We start from the raw sequence: 15,443 nt of genomic DNA, 5'->3' as shown, positions 1-15,443 counted from the left end.
GTGGCCGTGATGGATACGCAATCCGCAACCGCCTCGCGCACCGGCGCGATCGCGCGCCTGCGCGCGCTGCTCGGCGGCTCCAGCGAGGCTTCCGTCACCCGCCGGCTGGCCGGCACCATCTTCATCATCCGCGTGTTGAGCGCGGCGCTCGCCTATTTCTCGCAGATCCTGCTGGCGCGCTGGATGGGCGGCTCGGATTACGGCGTCTATGTCTATGTCTGGACCTGGGTGCTGCTGCTAGGCAGCATGATGGATTTCGGCATCTCGGCGTCAGCGCAAAAGATCATTCCGGAATATCGCACCCGCGGTGAACACGCCCTGCTGCGCGGCTTCCTCTCCGGCAGCCGCTGGATCACCTTCGCCGTCTCCTCCATCGTCTCGCTGCTGCTGGCGGGCCTGGTGAAGGCGTTGTCGCCCTGGATCGACGCCAACACGATCGTGCCGCTCTATATCGGCTGCCTGACGCTGCCGGCATTCGTGGTCGCCAACACCCAGGACGGCATCGCGCGTTCGCATGACTGGATGCGGCTCGGCCTGATGCCGCAATTCATCGTGCGGCAGTCGCTGATCATCGGCCTCACCGCCGGCGCCTTCGTGCTCGGCTTCAATCTCGGCGCTACCGCCGCGATGGGGGCCAGTGCCGCGGCGGTATGGATCGCGATGATCGGCCAGATGATCGTGCTGAACCGCAGGCTCGGCGGCCATGTCGAGGCCGGCCCCAAGGCCTATGATTTCCGCGGCTGGCTGGCGGTCTCGCTGCCGATCCTGCTGGTGGAAAGTTTTTACCTGCTGCTGTCCTACACCGACGTGCTGGTGCTGCAACAATTCCGCTCCTCCGAAGAGGTCGGCGTCTATTTCGCCGTGGTGAAGACGCTGGCGCTGGTTTCCTTCATCCACTATGCGATGGCCGCGACGACGGCGCATCGCTTTGCCGAGTATCACGCGCTGGGCGACAAGGCGCGGCTGTCGGCCTATGTGACGCATGCGATCCAGTGGACGTTCTGGCCGTCGCTGGCTGCAACCGTGCTGCTGCTGGCGCTGGGCAAGCCGCTGTTGTGGCTGTTTGGACCGCAATTCGTGGTCGGCTACGACATCATGTTCATTGCCTCCATCGGGCTTCTGGTGCGATCCGCCATCGGCCCGGTCGAGCGGCTGCTCAACATGCTCGGCCACCAGCACATCTGCGCGCTGGCCTATGCGCTCGCCTTCGTGATGAACCTCGTGCTGTGCCTGATCCTGGTGCCGCGCTTCGGTGGCCATGGCGCCGCGGCCGCGACCTCGATCGCGCTGGCGTTCGAGACGGTGCTGCTGTTCTGGATCGTGCGCCGGCGGCTCGGCCTGCACGTGCTGGCATTCGGGAAGCAGTGTCCTTGAGGCTATCGCAGCGGTTGGAAGACAGCCTCCGCCATGATATGTTCTTACCATGGCTGCGACCGATCTGAAAAAGCTACTGGAACGCGCTCAAACCTGGCCTGAGGAGGCACAGCATGAGCTCGTTGCCATCGCAAACCAGATCGAGAACGAATTGCGAGGGCCGGACTATCCGGTGACCCAAGAGGAATTGCGGATCATTGATGCGGCGATGGAATCGATCGACGCTGGCGACACCGCGACCGATGCTGAAGTTAAGGCAGCATTCGCAAAATTTCGTCGGGCATGAAGCCCGTCTATTCGAGACAAGCGCTCGCCGATCTCGATCGGATTTCTGCATACTACACCGCCAGCGCAAGCCCGGTGATCGCTGCTGCCATCGGACGATGGAAGATGTCATCGACCGGATTTGCCGGGTCCCTGAATCCTCTCCGAGAGTCTCGCAACGATCTCAGGTCCGCGTAGCGTCTGTCGTAGGTTATCCATTCCGGATCTTCTACCGCGTGCGAAAAGACACGATCGACATTTTGCGCATCCGTCACACGTCGCGAAGGCCTGCCGCCTGGGACGACTAGCTGGGCATCGTCGGCCGGGCCAAGCTCAGCATAACACATTTTTATTGCGACCAATCAGGACGTTGATACCGGCATTGCTCTATACTCGCCCGAATCAACGAGCTGACGCCTGTCAATGATCGATCCTCTTTACGTCGCATCGGGCTTCGGCGTCGGCCTGCTGGTCGGGATGACGGGGGTTGGCGGTGGCTCGCTGATGACGCCGTTGTTAATCCTGCTGTTCGGCGTTCATCCATCGACCGCTGTCGGCACCGACCTGCTCTACGCTGCGGCGACCAAGACCGGCGGAAGCCTGGTGCATGGCTGGGCCCGAAGCATTCACTGGCCGGCGGTGATCCGTCTGGCCAGCGGCAGCATCCCGGCGAGCGTCTTGACATTGCTGGTGCTGTGGCAGCTCGAACTCAACGGCGAGGCCGCGCGCAGCCTGATCAATCTGGTGCTATGCCTCGCGCTCGTGCTCACGGCTACCTCGCTGATCTTTCGCAAAGCGATCATGGAGCAATACCGTCGGCGGATGGAAGCGATCGACGTTTGGATGACCGGCCGCGCGACCGTGATGGTCGGCGTCGCCCTCGGCGTGCTGGTGTCGATCTCGTCCGTCGGCGCCGGCGCGGTCGGCGTCACGGCCCTTCTGCTGCTCTATCCGCGGCTGCCGATGGCCACGATCGTCGGCTCCGACATTGCGCACGCCGTGCCGCTGACGCTGGTCGCCGGCATCGGCCACTGGGCGCTGGGCTCGGTCGACTGGGCGCTGATGGGCGTGCTGCTGATCGGTTCGCTGCCCGGCATCGTCATCGGCAGCTATTTTGCGGTGCGCGTGCCGGAGACGGTGCTCAGGCTGTTGCTGGCCAGCGTTTTGATTCTCGTCGCCGGCAAGCTTGCCGCCAACGAGTTGCATCTCTCGGCCGCGAGCATCGCAGCCTTTGTCGGAAGCGCCGCCCATTAGGACGAGGGCGTGCGCTCCCCGGGAGCCGTTCGCGCCGCCTATGCCGCGGTCCAGCCGCCGTCGATCGAGAGATTGGCGCCGGTGATCTGGGCGGCATCGTCGCTGCACAGGAACAGCGCCAGTGCTGCGACCTGCTCCGACGTCACGAATTCCTTGGTCGGCTGCGCGTCGAGCAGCACGTCCTTGATGACCTGCTCCTTGGTCAGGTTGCGCGCCTTCATGGTTTCGGGAATCTGCTTCTCGACCAGCGGCGTCCAGACATAGCCGGGGCTGATGCAGTTGCAGGTGATCTTGAAGGTCGCAAGCTCCAGCGCCACCGTCTTGGTGAGGCCGGCGATGCCGTGCTTGGCCGAGACGTAGGCCGACTTGAACGGCGACGCCACCAGCGAATGGGCTGACGCCGTGTTGATGATGCGGCCCCAGCCGCGCTTCTTCATGCCGGGCACCGCGGCACGGATGCCGTAAAACGCCGACGAAAGGTTGATCGCGATGATGGCTTCCCACTTCTCCGGCGGAAACTCCTCGATCGGCGACACGAACTGGATACCGGCATTGTTGACGAGGATATCGACCGCGCCAAACGTCTTCTCGCCGAGCGCGATCATTTCGGCGATCTCGGCAGGCTTGGTCATGTCGGCGGGCGAATGCACCGCGCGGACCTTGAAATCGGTCTCGATGCCTGAACGCTCGCGCTCGATATCGGCCGGCACACCCATGCCGTTGAGCACGACATTGGCGCCGGCGGCGGCAAAGGCGCGCGCATACGCCAGTCCGATGCCGCTGGTCGAGCCGGTCACGACGGCGGTCTTGCCTTTCAGTGTCGTCATTGCATTCACTCCTGCTTGCCTGCGGGGACCTTGGCGGCATCCCCCAACATATCGTAGGCGATCATGGTCTCGCCGGATTGCGGCCGCTCCAGCACGTCCTTGTGACGCATCGATTCATGAACGTCGCGGACGCCCGCGTTCCAGTGCTCGACCATGGCGACATGCGAAAAGTCGTAGTCCTTGGACGACGTTTCGTAGTTCTTGCTCTTGTAGATCAGGTGCACCACCGTGACGGTATTTTCCATGGCCACGCTGCAGAGGACTTCCACCGACGGATCATTCTTGAGATCATCGGGCAGCTTTGCGAGCAAGTCGCGCAGCGCCTTTCGCGCATTGTGCAACTGCTTGTTCTTGTCGGTGTTCATGCGGGTGCGGCTGGAAAAACGGATATCCTTCTCGCGCTCGGCAGCCTCCAGAAGCGACGTCGGCAATTCGCCGCGCGCGCTGAACAGGTCGACCTGGAAGATCAGGAGATCCCGATGGGTTTCCTCGCTCAGCACAAAGTCCAGCGGCGTATTGGAGGCGATGCCGCCATCCCAATAGTGCTCGCCATCGATCTCGACGGAAGGAAAACCGGGCGGCAGCGCGCCGGAAGCCATGATGTGCTCGGGGCCGATCTTCTTGCCGAGCTTACTGAACTCGACATTGTCGAAATATCTGAAATTGCCCGAGGTGACGCCGACCGCGCCGACGCTGAGCCGCGTCTTCAGATCGTTGATGCGATCGAAGTCGACCAGCCGCTCCAGCGTCTTCTTCAGGGGCGCGGTATCGTAATAGCTCTGCGACTGCGCGCTGCCGGGCGGCCACAGTGGCGCGGGCGGAATCCGCGGAGTGAAAAAGCCGGGCACGCCGAACGTCGCGATCAGTGCGGCGGAGGTCTCGTTGAACAGCGAGCGCGCGCGGTCGCCATTTGTAACGGGCTTCCACGGCACCGGAGACGACACCATCTCCCAGAATTCCTTGAGGCGATCGACGCGCTTCTCCGGGTCGTTGCCGGCGATGATCGCGGCGTTGATGGCACCGATTGAAATACCCGCGATCCATTCCGGCTCGAAACCCGCCCGGCACAGCGCCTGGAATGCGCCGGCCTGATAGGAACCGAGCGCGCCGCCGCCCTGCAGCACCAGTACGCGCTGCGCCAAGGCGGGCGTGGTGGCGGGCGCGGGGTTGCTGGAATGATCCATCGTGACCATCGATCCGTGGGCAATTGGCCGGCACCGTGGCGGCAGTTCGCAACGGCGTCAATCGGCGAGATCGAAGCAAGGATCACGCCGAGTTTACCGTTTTGTGAAGCGGCGGGCCCGTGAGCGGGCCAGCTTCAGGTCGATGCCAGGATGAGGGTCCAGAACACCTTGTATTTGACGTTCGGCGCATAGGTCGCCGCGATGCCCAATTTTGTGACACCGCTTTTCAGCATATTGGCCTTGTGCGGCGGCGAGTCGCGCCAGCCGGAAAAGGCCTCCGCCAGCGTGTGGTAGCCGGCCGAGATGTTTTCGACCGCAACGGTGGCAGGATAACCGGCGGCGCTGAGCCGCTTGTCGAGCGGACCCTTCACATTGTGGTCCATCTTGTTGCGGGCCGCCATCGCCTGCGACTGCTGCTCGGCCAGCCTGGTCAGTTCGGGATCGACCACGACCGTGCCGAGGCCGTTGTTCTGGCGGTATTGCGAGATCATGATTGCGGCAGCGGCCGTATCAAGCCTGGCGCCGGGTTGCGCCATGTCGGCATACATGGACGGCTGCTCGGGAACCTTGACGTCGGCCGAACAGCCGGCCAGCAGCAAAAGCCCGATGATGGCGGTGGTCGCCCGTTTCAATGCAAAAATCCCCCGAATCTGAAAGGCTGAATGCGGCCGTTGTTGCATATCAACAGTGGCTGAATGGTGAACGCGGGAGCCAATCAACGGTCGTTCCGGGGCGCGAAGCGAACCCGGAATCTTGGGATTCCAGGTTCGATGCTGCGCATCGCCCCGGAATGACGGCGACCCTATTCTTGGACCGCAAATATCCGATAACGGCGGGGCTGCAGGCTGATGATCTCGCCGGCTTGCAGTTCCCGGTCGCGGGGGGCGTCGATTTCGATCACGGTCTTGCCCTCGCCGCCCGACAGCGCGATTTCCGCCCGCTGGATCGGGCCGAACGAGCGGACATGGCGCACGGCGCCTTCCAGCGAGCCGGTTCCCGCCGGGCCGATCTGCATATCGTGACGGCGAACGAACAGTCTTGAGGCGCCCGAGACTGCGCCATCGGCGGCGATGTTGAGCGGCCGGCCGCCGAGCCGCACCGAACCGCCGGAAACCTCCACCGGCAGGACGATAGATTCGCCGATGAAGCCGTGGACGAAGGCGGACGCGGGATTGTCGTAGACGTCGCCGGGCGTTCCGATCTGCTCAATATGACCTTTGTCCATCACCACCACGCGGTTGGCGACTTCCAGCGCCTCTTCCTGGTCGTGGGTGACGAAGATCGAGGTGACGTGAATTTCGGAATGCAGCGAGCGCAGCCATTGCCGCAGTTCCTTGCGCACTTTGGCGTCGAGCGCCCCAAACGGCTCGTCGAGCAGCAGGATGCGCGGCTCGATCGCGAGCGCGCGGGCCAGCGCGATGCGCTGCCGCTGGCCGCCGGACAACTGGCTGGGGTAGCGGTTGGCCAGCCAGTCGAGTTGCACCAGATCGAGCAATTCCTTGACGCGGGCGCGGATTGTGGCCTCGTCCTTGCGGACGGCGCGCGGCTGCACGCGCAAGCCGAAGGCGACGTTCTCGAACACCGTCATGTGGCGGAACAGCGCGTAGTGCTGGAAAACAAACCCGACGTGACGCTCGCTGGCGCCGCGTCCCAGCGCGTCCTCGCCGTCGATCCGCACCTCGCCGGCGTCCGGCCAGTCGAGGCCGGCGATGATCCGCAGCAGCGTGGTCTTGCCCGACCCCGACGGGCCGAGCAACGCCAGCAGTTCGCCCTTGCCGACCTTCAGGTCGACATTGTCGAGCGCTGCAAACGCGCCGAACTTCTTGACGATGTTTCTGACTTCAATGGTCACCGGAATCGTCCCTTATCTGTCCTTCGTCCAGCCGCTGCTCGAGCACGGTTTTCACCACCAGCGTGATCAGGGCCAGCATCGCCAGCAGCGAGGCAATCGCAAACGACGCCACGAACTGATACTCGTTATAGAGGATTTCGACCAGCAGCGGCATGGTGTTGGTCTCGCCGCGGATATGGCCCGAGACCACCGATACGGCGCCGAACTCGCCCATGGCGCGGGCGTTGCACAGCAATACGCCATACAGCAGGCCCCATTTGATATTGGGCAGGGTGACGCGGAAGAAGGTCTGCAGGCCTGAGGCGCCGAGCGAGATCGCGGCTTCTTCCTCCTGCGTGCCCTGCTCCTGCATCAGCGGTATGAGCGAACGGGCGACAAAGGGAAACGTCACGAAGATGGTCGCCAGCGCAATGCCGGGCACTGCGAACAGGATGTGGATGTCGCGCGCCTGCAGCCAAGTGCCAAAGTATCCCTGCGCGCCGAACAACAGCACGAAGACGAGGCCGGAGATGACGGGGCTGACCGAGAACGGCAGGTCGATCAGCGTGATCAAAAACGTCTTGCCGCGGAAGTCGAACTTGGCGATCGCCCAGGCCGCGATCACGCCGAACACGAGGTTGAGCGTGACCGAGATCGCCGCGACCAGCAACGTCAGCTTGATCGCCGACAGCGCCTCCGGCTCGGCGAGCGCGGTGAAATAGGCCGTGATGCCCTTTGAAAAGGCCGAGGCGAACACCACGACCAGCGGCAGCACGACGAAGATGGTGAGGAAGCTGACGGCGAGCGCGATGATGATGAAGCGCACCGGTCCGGGCTCGGTCCGCAGGTCCCGAGGCGACGCAATCGCGCGCGCCCGCTCGCCGGCCTCGCGTGTCGACGGCGGCGAGACCGAGAGGTCAACGGCCGAGGCGTAAGTTCTCAGCGGCGCCGGCGTCACGAAGCTGGATGGCATCGACATCGTCCGGGCCCTCAGTGCGCGGGAACGCGGGTTTGCGCCCAGCGTTGCAGGCGATTGACGATCAGGATGATCAAAAACGACGCCAGCAACATGATGACGGCGATCGCGGTCGCATCGGCATAGCGGAATTCGGATAGCCGGATCACGATCAAAAGCGGCGCGATTTCCGAGACATTCGGCAGGTTGCCGGCGATGAAGATCACCGAGCCGTATTCGCCGACCGCGCGCGCGAACGCCAGCGCAAAGCCGGTCAACAGCGCCGGCGTCAGGCTGGGCATGATCACGCGGAACACCGTGTGCCACCGGTTGGCGCCGAGGCTCGCGGCCGCCTCCTCGATCTCGGGGTCGAGATCGATCAGCACCGGCTGCACCGTCCGCACCACGAAGGGGATGCCGATGAAGACCATCGCAATGAAAATGCCGATCGGCGTGAACGCGACCTTGATGCCGAGCTCGGCCAGCGGTCCGCCGAGCCAGCCTTTAGTTGCGAACAATTGCGTGAGCGCCACCCCCGCGACCGCGGTCGGCAGCGCAAAGGGAATGTCGACGATGGCGTCGAACAGACGCCGGCCCGGAAAGCGATAGCGCACCAACGCCCAGACGATGATCGTGCCCATCACCAGGTTGACGCAGGCCGCCGCAAAGGAAAGGCCGAACGAGATCTTCAGTGCGTTCAGCGTGCGGCGGCTGGTCAGGATTTCCCAGAATTGCGCGGGCGACAACTCGAGCGTCTTGAGGAACAGGCCGGCCAGCGGAATCAGGATGATGATCGAGAGCCATGTCAGGGTCAGTCCCATGGTGAGACCAAATCCCGGCAAGCTGCTTCGCCGCGCGACCGCTGTGCTCACAAATCCCCCTGCTTTCGCGACGGCCGACTCTTAACCAGAATATTTGCGACCAGATCAATTCTTGTAAATCTGGTCGAAAATGCCGCCTTCGCCGAAGTGATCTTTCTGCGCCTTGGTCCAACCACCGAAAACGTCGTCGATGGTAAAAAGTTCGACCTTGGCAAAGGATTTTTCGTACTCCTTCGCAATCTCCGAATCGCGCGGACGGTAGGAGTTGCGTGCGGCGATTTCCTGACCTTCCTTGGTATACCAATATTTCAGGTAGGCCTCGGCGGCCGCCCGCGTCCCCTTCTTGTCGGCAACCTTGTCGACGACGGCGACCGGCGGCTCGGCCAGGATCGACAGCGGCGGCGCCACGATCTCGAACTTGTCCTTGCCGAATTCGCGCTGCGCCAGGAACGCCTCGTTCTCCCACGCCAGCAGCACGTCTCCGACGCCGCGCTCGACGAAGGTCACGGTGGAGCCGCGCGCGCCGGTATCCAGCACCGGCACGTTCTTGAACAGATCGGCAACGAATTTCTTGGCCTTGTCGGCGGAGCCGTATTTCTTTTCCGCAAAGCCCCACGCCGCCAGATAATTCCAGCGGGCGCCGCCGGAGGTCTTCGGGTTCGGCGTGATCACCTGCACGTTCGACTTGATCAAATCGTCCCAGTCCTTGATGGCCTTGGGATTGCCCTTGCGGACCAGGAACACGATGGTCGAGGTATAGGGCGATGCGTTGAGCGACAGCTTCTTCTGCCAATCCGGCGCCACGAGGCCCTTGGCTGCGATGGCGTCGATGTCATAGGCCAGCGCCAGCGTCACGACGTCGGCCTGCAGCCCGTCGATCACCGAGCGCGCCTGCGAGCCGGAACCGCCGTGCGACTGTTTGATCTCGACGCTCTTGCCGGTTTCCTTACTATAGGCCGCGACAAACGCCTTGTTGAAATCGGCATAGAGTTCGCGGGTCGGATCGTAGGACACGTTGAGCAGGGTAACATCTGCGGCAAACGCTGAGCTTGCCCAGAGCAGTCCCGCGAAGAGCGGCAGAATGCGACGGATCATCGTTGATCTCCATTCGGCTGGATGAAGCATACATCAAACACGGACGCATAAGTCGCGGCGAATGGCCGCTTAGTCAACGAAACCGCATTTCATTGTTTGCGGTCCGGCAGCCGCGTTGTCCTAAGAAGCGAGCAACCTAGGAAGTTTTCGTCGTGTGGATGCCACATTCAGTCTTCTGCCTGCCGCGCCAGCGGCCGGCGCGGGCGTCCTCATCCGCTGCGGCGCGGCTCGAGCACGGCATGCAACCGACCGAGAGGTAGCCCGAGGCGACCAGCGGATGTGGCGGTAGTTTGGCGAGCTTGTAGATCGCCTCGATTTCTTCGCGCGACACATTGGCGAACGGATTGAACTTCAACTTCGTGCCGTCGTCCTCGACAACGGGAATGTCCGCGCGCGCACCACCCTGAAAGCGCTTGCGACCATTGATCCATGCCGAGAACGGTTTCAACGCTCGCGCCAGCGGCTCGACCTTGCGGATGCGGCAGCAGGCGTCGGGATCGGAAAACCACAATTCGCGGTCGGGGTCTTCGCGGGTCAAGTTTTCGTCCAGCGGCTGGATCGAGCGGACGTCGGTAAGACCGAGCGTGGCAATCAGCGCGTCGCGATAGGCGAGCGTTTCCTCAAACAGCCAGCCGGTATCGAGGAACACCACCGGGATGGCGGAATCCACACCCGCCATCACTCTGAGCAGCGCCGCCGATTCAGTGCCGAACGACGAGACCAGCGCAAGATTCTCGCGGCCGACGGTCTTCAATGCGGTCTTGATGACTTCCGCCGGGGACGCAGCGCGCAGCGCCAGATCGAGCGACCGTGCCTGCGAAGCTATCGCCGCTTCCGGAACCAGCACCTGCTGTGCAGTCATGCTCACTGGCCGGCGCTCTCCGAGTGACGCAACTGCATCCGCCGATTGAACGCGGCGACACGGCCGTCGCCGGTCGGCTGATAGAATACCGAATAGCGCTTTACCGTCTCGGCGAACGCGTCCGCGTCCGCGTCCTTCTTGACGTCGAACGCATCAAAGCCGGCCCGGACCATGAAGACAAACTGGTCGCGCAGCACCTGGCCGGTGGCGCGCAATTCGCCGTCATAGCCGTGCCGTTCGCGCAAAAGCCGCGCCTGGCTGTAGGCGCGACCGTCGCGGAACGACGGAAATACCAGCGCTACCGCGGCCAGGCGGTTGAGATGAGGCACGAGATCATCGACGGCGCGGTTGTTCGGCCAGACCACGCCGACCTTGCCCGGCCGCTTCAGCAGCGTCTCGGGGTCGTCAAGCAGGCGCTGGGCCGAAACCAGGACGTCGCCGTCACCGGGCAATTCCGCACCGTCGGCGACATGGACGAACAGATCGGTCGCTATTCTTGCGTTCTTAACGAGTGGCATAGACCCGCTCCTTGAATGGCTCGACGCCCAGGCGCTTCACCGTGTCGACGAACAGTTCCCCGGGACGGTCGCGCAGGGCGAGATAGGCTTCGACGATGTCTTCGATCACGTCGGCGACCTCCGCATAGGGAACGGCGGGACCGATCAGCTCGCCCATCTGCGCGTGCTCGTCGGCGCGGCCGCCGATCGTAATCTGGTAAAATTCCTCGCCGTTCTTCTCGACGCCGAGAATGCCGATATGGCCGACATGGTGATGGCCGCAGGCATTGATGCAGCCGGAGATGTTGATGTGCAGCCGGCCGATCATCTCGGCGGTGTCGTGGTTGGCAAAACGCCTGGTCAGTTCCTGCGCGATCGGGATCGAGCGCGCATTGGCCAGCGAGCAATAGTCCAGCCCCGGGCAGGCGATGATGTCGGTGACGAGATTGACGTTCGGCGTGGCGAGCCCAAGACGGTCGAGCGCCCGCCAGAGTTTTGGCAGGTCGCGCTTGGCGACATGCGGCAGCGCCAGGTTCTGCTCGTGGCCGACGCGGATTTCGCCGAACGAATACTTGTCGGCGAGATCGGCGACCGCGTCCATCTGGTCGGCGGTGGCGTCGCCGGGCGGGCCGCCGACCGGCTTCAGCGACAGCGTCACGATCGAATAGCCCTGCACCTTGTGCGGGGCCACCGAATTCTTGCGCCAGCGCTCGAACAAAGGATCTGCAGCCGCCTGCTTCAGCTCGTCCGGCATATGCGGCAGCTTTTCGTAAGGAGGATAAGAGAAGCGCGAGCGCACCTCCTCGACGACGGAATGATCGAGCGTCAGCCCGCCGCCGTCCATCTGCTTCCATTCCTCATCGACCTCGCGCGAGAACTTCTCGATGCCGAGTTCATGGACCAGGATCTTGATGCGGGCCTTGTAGATGTTGTCGCGGCGGCCGTACTGGTTGTAGACGCGCAGGATCGCCTCGACATAGCTCAGGATGTCGCGGCCCAGCACGAACGGCTTGATGGTTTTGCCGATGAACGGCGTGCGGCCGAGGCCGCCGCCGACCAGCACCTCGAAGCCGGTTTCGCCGTCGGCGTTCTTGTGCAGGCGCAACCCGATGTCGTGGACCTTGATGGCGGCGCGGTCGTGCTCGGACGCCGTGATCGCGATCTTGAACTTGCGCGGCAGGAACGAGAACTCCGGATGCAGCGTGGTGTGCTGGCGCAGGATCTCCGACCAGATGCGGGGATCCTCGACTTCGCCCGGCGCGACGCCGGCCCACTGGTCGGAGGTGACGTTGCGCATGTTGTTGCCGGAAGTCTGCATGGCGTGGATGCCGACGTCGGCAAGGTCGGCCAGCGCGTCCGGCAGGTCGGACAGCTTGATCCAGTTGAACTGGATGTTCTGCCTTGTGGTGAAATGGCCGTAGCCGCGGTCGTAGCGGCGCCCGACATGCGCCAGCCGCCGCAACTGCTTCGACGACAGCGTGCCGTAGGGAATCGCGACACGGAACATGTAGGCGTGCAGTTGCAGATAGACGCCGTTCTGCAGCCGCAGCATCTTGAATTCGTCCTCGGTGAGTTCGCCGGAGAGCCGGCGCTTCACCTGGTCGCGGAATTCGGACACGCGCTCATTGATCAGCGTGCGATCGAGTTCGTCATAAGCATACATGATAAATCAGCCTCAAGCCGGAAGCAGGTCGATGGTGAGACCCTTCGAGCGGATATGTTCGCGCAAGTTGCCGGGCTTGATCTCGCCGCCATCCTCGAGTTCAACGGGCGCAATGTAGGCACCGATCGCACCGACGTCGTCGGCGTTGGCTTCGTTGAGCAGCACCCGCGCCTCGTCGGAGGTGCGCACAATCGCGGCGTCCGACAGGTTCGCCGACCAGCCCTGCTGCGCGGTGCGATAGATCACGATGCCGTCCGAGGTGCGGTTGGCGGTGACCATCGAGGGACCGGTGATCTTGATTTTTTGTTGAAGCGGAGAGGTCATTCAGCGGCATCCAGCAGTTTGGAGATGATGTGACCGGCGTTGGCCTCGCGCCACGGCGCGGAATGCGCGACGACGTCGCCGATGATGAGGATGGCGGGGCCGCCATCGATTTTTTCGACCAGCGCGGGAAGCTCTTCGAGCGTGCCGACCACGGCTTGGGCATCGGGCCGCGTCACGCGCGCGAAGATACCGACCGGCGTCTCCGGCGATCGTCCGGCGGCCAAAAGCCCTGACCGAACCGACGGCGCCGCCGTCATGCCCATGTAGACCACGATGGTCATCTTGCTGTCGGTCAGCACCGACCAGTCGACGGCATCCGCGTCGGTGGCCTTGTGCGCAGTCAGGAAGGTGATGCGCAGCGCCTCGTGGCGATAGGTCAGCGGCGCCTCGAACTGCGCAGCGGCGCCGAGGCCTGCAGTAATGCCGGGGACCACCGAATAGGCGACGCCGGCGGCGCGCAACGCCTCGATCTCCTCGCCGCCGCGGCCGAAGATGAAGGGATCGCCGCCCTTCAGCCGCACCACGCGCTGGCCGGATTGTGCGGCCTCGATCAGCAGCTTGTTGATCGCATCCTGGCCGATGCCGGGCTTGCCGATGCGGCGGCCAACCGGAACGCGCGATGCGTCGCGGCGGATGCGATCGAGAATTTCCGGCGATACCAGTTCATCATAGAAAACGACGTCGGCATCCTGCAGCGCGCGCAGCGCCTTGACGGTGAGCAGATCCGGATCGCCGGGCCCGGCGCCGACCAGCGTGACGCGGCCTTCGGCCTTGCCCTCGTCAGACACGCCGGCGAAGGCGGCGGGATCGGCGATGTCGTTCAACGCTTTCTCTGCCTCGGCCTTGCGGCCGGCGAGCACCAGCGCGCCGATCGGGCCATCGACCACGCGCTCCCAGAAACGGCGACGCAGCGGAAATTCGGTAATGCGGGCATTCATCGCCTTGCGAAAGCGCCCGATGAAGGTGGCGAGATCGCCGATGCGCGCCGGCAATACCGCTTCGATCTGCTCGCGCACGCGGCGCGCGACGACCGGAGATGTGCCGCCGGTTCCAACGGCAACGACGACGTCGCCGCGATCGACGATCGCGGGAAAGATGAAGGTCGAGTGCGCGAGATCGTCCATGACATTGGCGGGCAGTCCCAGCGCCTTCGCCCGCACCGACATCGCAACACCGATATCGCCGGCGCCGGCGCAGAGGATCGCGATGATGCCGGACAGATCGGCCGACAGCGGATCGCCCTCGGCCAGTTCGATCCGCGCGGCATCGTCAGCAGCCAGACCTGCGAGGTCATGGTTCCCGTCAGTGGCATACCAACGGATGTGCGCGCCGGCGGCCGCCAGCAGGCGCAATTTGGCGCGCACGAGTTCGCCCGCTCCAACGAGCAGCACCTTGCCGCTTTGCATATCCAGAAACACTGGCAGGTAGCGCATCCGACACTCGCTTTCCCCCAACGAGGGGGTTGACTGAAATTATTTTCTATTTATGTCTCGATCAAGGGCCATAAATAGAAAATTATTTCTTCTCTATTGCGGCGCAACTTTAGAATTTTTCCTCTCCCAAGTCCAAGGCGCAGAGATGCATCTTCTCAACAGTGAATCCGGCGGTCACGGGTTGCAACCGGTAGCCCTGCGCGAGGCGTCCTCCGTGCCGAAAAACCGGGGCGAGACCCTGCTGCCCCCCTCAATGGACCACCTCGACGAGCTCGAGGCGCAGAGCATCTACATCCTGCGCGAGGCCTTTGCGCGGCTTAGGAAACTGGCGCTGCTTTGGTCGCTCGGCAAGGACTCCAACGTGATGATCTGGCTGGCGCGAAAGGCCTTCTTCGGCCGCGTGCCGTTCCCGGCGCTGCATGTCGACACCGGCAAGAAGTTTCCCGAGATGTATGCGTTCCGCGATCGCTTCAGCAAGGAATGGGAACTCGATCTTAAGGTCGAGCCCTGCCCGCCGATCGACGCCGTCGACCCGACCCTGCCGCCGGCGGCGCGCTCCGCCGCCCGCAAGACCGAGGGGCTGAAATGGGCGCTCGGCAAATATGGCTTTGACGGACTGATTGCCGGTATCCGCCGCGACGAAGAGGCGACGCGCGCCAAGGAGCGCGTGTTTTCGCCGCGCGGTACCGAAGGCGGCTGGGACGTGCGGGACCAGCCCCCGGAATTCTGGGATCAGTTCAACGCTTCGGTGCCGCCGGGCGCGCATCTGCGCGTGCACCCGATCCTGCATTGGACCGAGGCCGACATCTGGGCCTATACCAAGCGCGAAAACATTCCGATCATCCCGCTGTATCTGGCCAAGGACGGCAAGCGCTATCGCTCGCTGGGCGACCAGGACATCACCAACCCGGTGGCGTCGACCGCTTCGAGCATCGATGAAATCCTGATCGAACTCGACGGCACCAGAGTGCCGGAGCGCGCCGGTCGCGCGCTCGATCACGAGACCGAAGACGCCTTCGAGCGGCTGCGTGTCGCTGGCTATCTTTGAAGGACATCTGC

17 protein-coding genes are annotated in these 15,443 nt (G+C 63.5%); 5 read left to right on the top strand and 12 right to left on the bottom strand.

From position 1 onward, the window contains the following. The first annotated feature begins 9 nt into the window (after positions 1–9). The 4 genes from QUH67_RS05075 to QUH67_RS05060 all read left to right on the top strand — a co-directional run bounded on the left by QUH67_RS05075 (position 10) and on the right by QUH67_RS05060 (position 2,892). Complete coding sequence (locus QUH67_RS05075) at positions 10–1,374, top strand: lipopolysaccharide biosynthesis protein (RefSeq protein WP_300947945.1); 1,365 nt, start codon at positions 10–12, stop codon at positions 1,372–1,374. Between the two features lie 49 nt (positions 1,375–1,423). Further along, positions 1,424–1,660, top strand: coding sequence for a hypothetical protein (locus QUH67_RS05070; protein WP_300945560.1), 237 nt, complete (start codon positions 1,424–1,426; stop codon positions 1,658–1,660). Further along, entirely contained in the window at positions 1,575–1,946 is a 372-nt protein-coding gene (locus tag QUH67_RS34830; RefSeq protein WP_320416122.1) for a type II toxin-antitoxin system RelE/ParE family toxin, read from the top strand. Before QUH67_RS05070 ends, QUH67_RS34830 begins: the two co-directional genes overlap by 86 nt. Positions 1,947–2,061: 115 nt before the next feature. Then, a complete protein-coding gene (locus QUH67_RS05060) occupies positions 2,062–2,892 on the top strand; it encodes a sulfite exporter TauE/SafE family protein (RefSeq protein ID WP_300945558.1) in 831 nt (276 codons plus the stop codon). 38 nt (positions 2,893–2,930) lie between these two features. Here QUH67_RS05060 and QUH67_RS05055 read toward each other — a convergent pair whose 3' ends face one another. The 12 genes from QUH67_RS05055 to cysG form a co-directional block, all read right to left on the bottom strand. After that, positions 2,931–3,719 carry a 3-hydroxybutyrate dehydrogenase gene (locus QUH67_RS05055; protein WP_300945557.1) on the bottom strand — a complete coding sequence of 263 codons (789 nt, stop codon included), beginning with the start codon at positions 3,717–3,719 and terminating at the stop codon, positions 2,931–2,933. 5 nt (positions 3,720–3,724) lie between these two features. Next, on the bottom strand, positions 3,725–4,903 hold the full coding sequence (locus QUH67_RS05050) for a patatin-like phospholipase family protein (protein ID WP_300945556.1): 1,179 nt from the start codon (positions 4,901–4,903) through the stop codon (positions 3,725–3,727). 134 nt (positions 4,904–5,037) lie between these two features. Then, positions 5,038–5,583, bottom strand: a complete 546-nt coding sequence (locus tag QUH67_RS05045) for a CAP domain-containing protein (protein ID WP_407080410.1) — start codon at positions 5,581–5,583, stop codon at positions 5,038–5,040. Positions 5,584–5,705: 122 nt separating this feature from the next. Next, a complete protein-coding gene (locus QUH67_RS05040; protein WP_300945554.1) occupies positions 5,706–6,755 on the bottom strand; it encodes a sulfate/molybdate ABC transporter ATP-binding protein in 1,050 nt (349 codons plus the stop codon). Then, positions 6,745–7,707 (bottom strand): sulfate ABC transporter permease subunit CysW, encoded by a 963-nt coding sequence (gene cysW / locus QUH67_RS05035; RefSeq protein ID WP_300945553.1) that lies wholly within the window; start codon positions 7,705–7,707, stop codon positions 6,745–6,747. Before cysW ends, QUH67_RS05040 begins: the two co-directional genes overlap by 11 nt. Before the next feature lie 17 nt (positions 7,708–7,724). After that, the gene (cysT, locus tag QUH67_RS05030; RefSeq protein ID WP_300947944.1) at positions 7,725–8,531 is read right to left on the bottom strand and encodes a sulfate ABC transporter permease subunit CysT; all 807 of its coding nucleotides are present in this window, start codon (positions 8,529–8,531) and stop codon (positions 7,725–7,727) included. 84 nt (positions 8,532–8,615) lie between these two features. Further along, a complete protein-coding gene (locus QUH67_RS05025; protein WP_300945552.1) occupies positions 8,616–9,605 on the bottom strand; it encodes a sulfate ABC transporter substrate-binding protein in 990 nt (329 codons plus the stop codon). A 136-nt stretch (positions 9,606–9,741) separates the two neighbouring features. Continuing rightward, a complete protein-coding gene (locus QUH67_RS05020; protein ID WP_300947943.1) occupies positions 9,742–10,467 on the bottom strand; it encodes a phosphoadenylyl-sulfate reductase in 726 nt (241 codons plus the stop codon). 2 nt (positions 10,468–10,469) lie between these two features. Further along, entirely contained in the window at positions 10,470–10,985 is a 516-nt protein-coding gene (locus QUH67_RS05015) for a DUF934 domain-containing protein (protein ID WP_300945551.1), read from the bottom strand. Further along, positions 10,972–12,627 carry a nitrite/sulfite reductase gene (locus tag QUH67_RS05010; protein WP_300945550.1) on the bottom strand — a complete coding sequence of 552 codons (1,656 nt, stop codon included), beginning with the start codon at positions 12,625–12,627 and terminating at the stop codon, positions 10,972–10,974. The genes QUH67_RS05015 and QUH67_RS05010 overlap by 14 nt, the downstream gene beginning before the upstream one ends. A 12-nt stretch (positions 12,628–12,639) precedes the next feature. Continuing rightward, on the bottom strand, positions 12,640–12,951 hold the full coding sequence (locus tag QUH67_RS05005) for a DUF2849 domain-containing protein (RefSeq protein WP_300945549.1): 312 nt from the start codon (positions 12,949–12,951) through the stop codon (positions 12,640–12,642). Further along, positions 12,948–14,384 (bottom strand): siroheme synthase CysG, encoded by a 1,437-nt coding sequence (gene cysG, locus QUH67_RS05000; RefSeq protein WP_300945548.1) that lies wholly within the window; start codon positions 14,382–14,384, stop codon positions 12,948–12,950. Before cysG ends, QUH67_RS05005 begins: the two co-directional genes overlap by 4 nt. A 253-nt stretch (positions 14,385–14,637) precedes the next feature. Between cysG and cysD the strand changes: the two genes are divergently transcribed. Then, entirely contained in the window at positions 14,638–15,432 is a 795-nt protein-coding gene (gene cysD / locus QUH67_RS04995) for a sulfate adenylyltransferase subunit CysD (protein ID WP_300947942.1), read from the top strand. Positions 15,433–15,443 lie beyond the last annotated feature (11 nt).

It is taken from the genome of Bradyrhizobium roseum (genome assembly GCF_030413175.1).
Lineage (GTDB): Bacteria > Pseudomonadota > Alphaproteobacteria > Rhizobiales > Xanthobacteraceae > Bradyrhizobium > Bradyrhizobium roseum.
Note: the sequence above shows the minus strand (reverse complement) of the source record. Positions and strands in the feature narration are given on the sequence as shown.

Coding starts and splice junctions, on each gene's coding strand:
- QUH67_RS05055 (WP_300945557.1), bottom strand. CDS start 3,719: ATGACGACACTGAAAGGCAAGACCGCCGTCGTGACCGGCTCGACCAGC.
- cysD (WP_300947942.1), top strand. CDS start 14,638: ATGGACCACCTCGACGAGCTCGAGGCGCAGAGCATCTACATCCTGCGC.
- QUH67_RS05020 (WP_300947943.1), bottom strand. CDS start 10,467: ATGACTGCACAGCAGGTGCTGGTTCCGGAAGCGGCGATAGCTTCGCAG.
- QUH67_RS05075 (WP_300947945.1), top strand. CDS start 10: ATGGATACGCAATCCGCAACCGCCTCGCGCACCGGCGCGATCGCGCGC.
- QUH67_RS34830 (WP_320416122.1), top strand. CDS start 1,575: ATGCGGCGATGGAATCGATCGACGCTGGCGACACCGCGACCGATGCTG.
- QUH67_RS05005 (WP_300945549.1), bottom strand. CDS start 12,951: ATGACCTCTCCGCTTCAACAAAAAATCAAGATCACCGGTCCCTCGATG.
- QUH67_RS05045 (WP_407080410.1), bottom strand. CDS start 5,583: ATGCAACAACGGCCGCATTCAGCCTTTCAGATTCGGGGGATTTTTGCA.
- QUH67_RS05050 (WP_300945556.1), bottom strand. CDS start 4,903: ATGGATCATTCCAGCAACCCCGCGCCCGCCACCACGCCCGCCTTGGCG.
- QUH67_RS05070 (WP_300945560.1), top strand. CDS start 1,424: ATGGCTGCGACCGATCTGAAAAAGCTACTGGAACGCGCTCAAACCTGG.
- QUH67_RS05025 (WP_300945552.1), bottom strand. CDS start 9,605: ATGATCCGTCGCATTCTGCCGCTCTTCGCGGGACTGCTCTGGGCAAGC.
- cysG (WP_300945548.1), bottom strand. CDS start 14,384: ATGCGCTACCTGCCAGTGTTTCTGGATATGCAAAGCGGCAAGGTGCTG.
- QUH67_RS05010 (WP_300945550.1), bottom strand. CDS start 12,627: ATGTATGCTTATGACGAACTCGATCGCACGCTGATCAATGAGCGCGTG.
- QUH67_RS05060 (WP_300945558.1), top strand. CDS start 2,062: ATGATCGATCCTCTTTACGTCGCATCGGGCTTCGGCGTCGGCCTGCTG.
- cysW (WP_300945553.1), bottom strand. CDS start 7,707: ATGCCATCCAGCTTCGTGACGCCGGCGCCGCTGAGAACTTACGCCTCG.
- QUH67_RS05015 (WP_300945551.1), bottom strand. CDS start 10,985: ATGCCACTCGTTAAGAACGCAAGAATAGCGACCGATCTGTTCGTCCAT.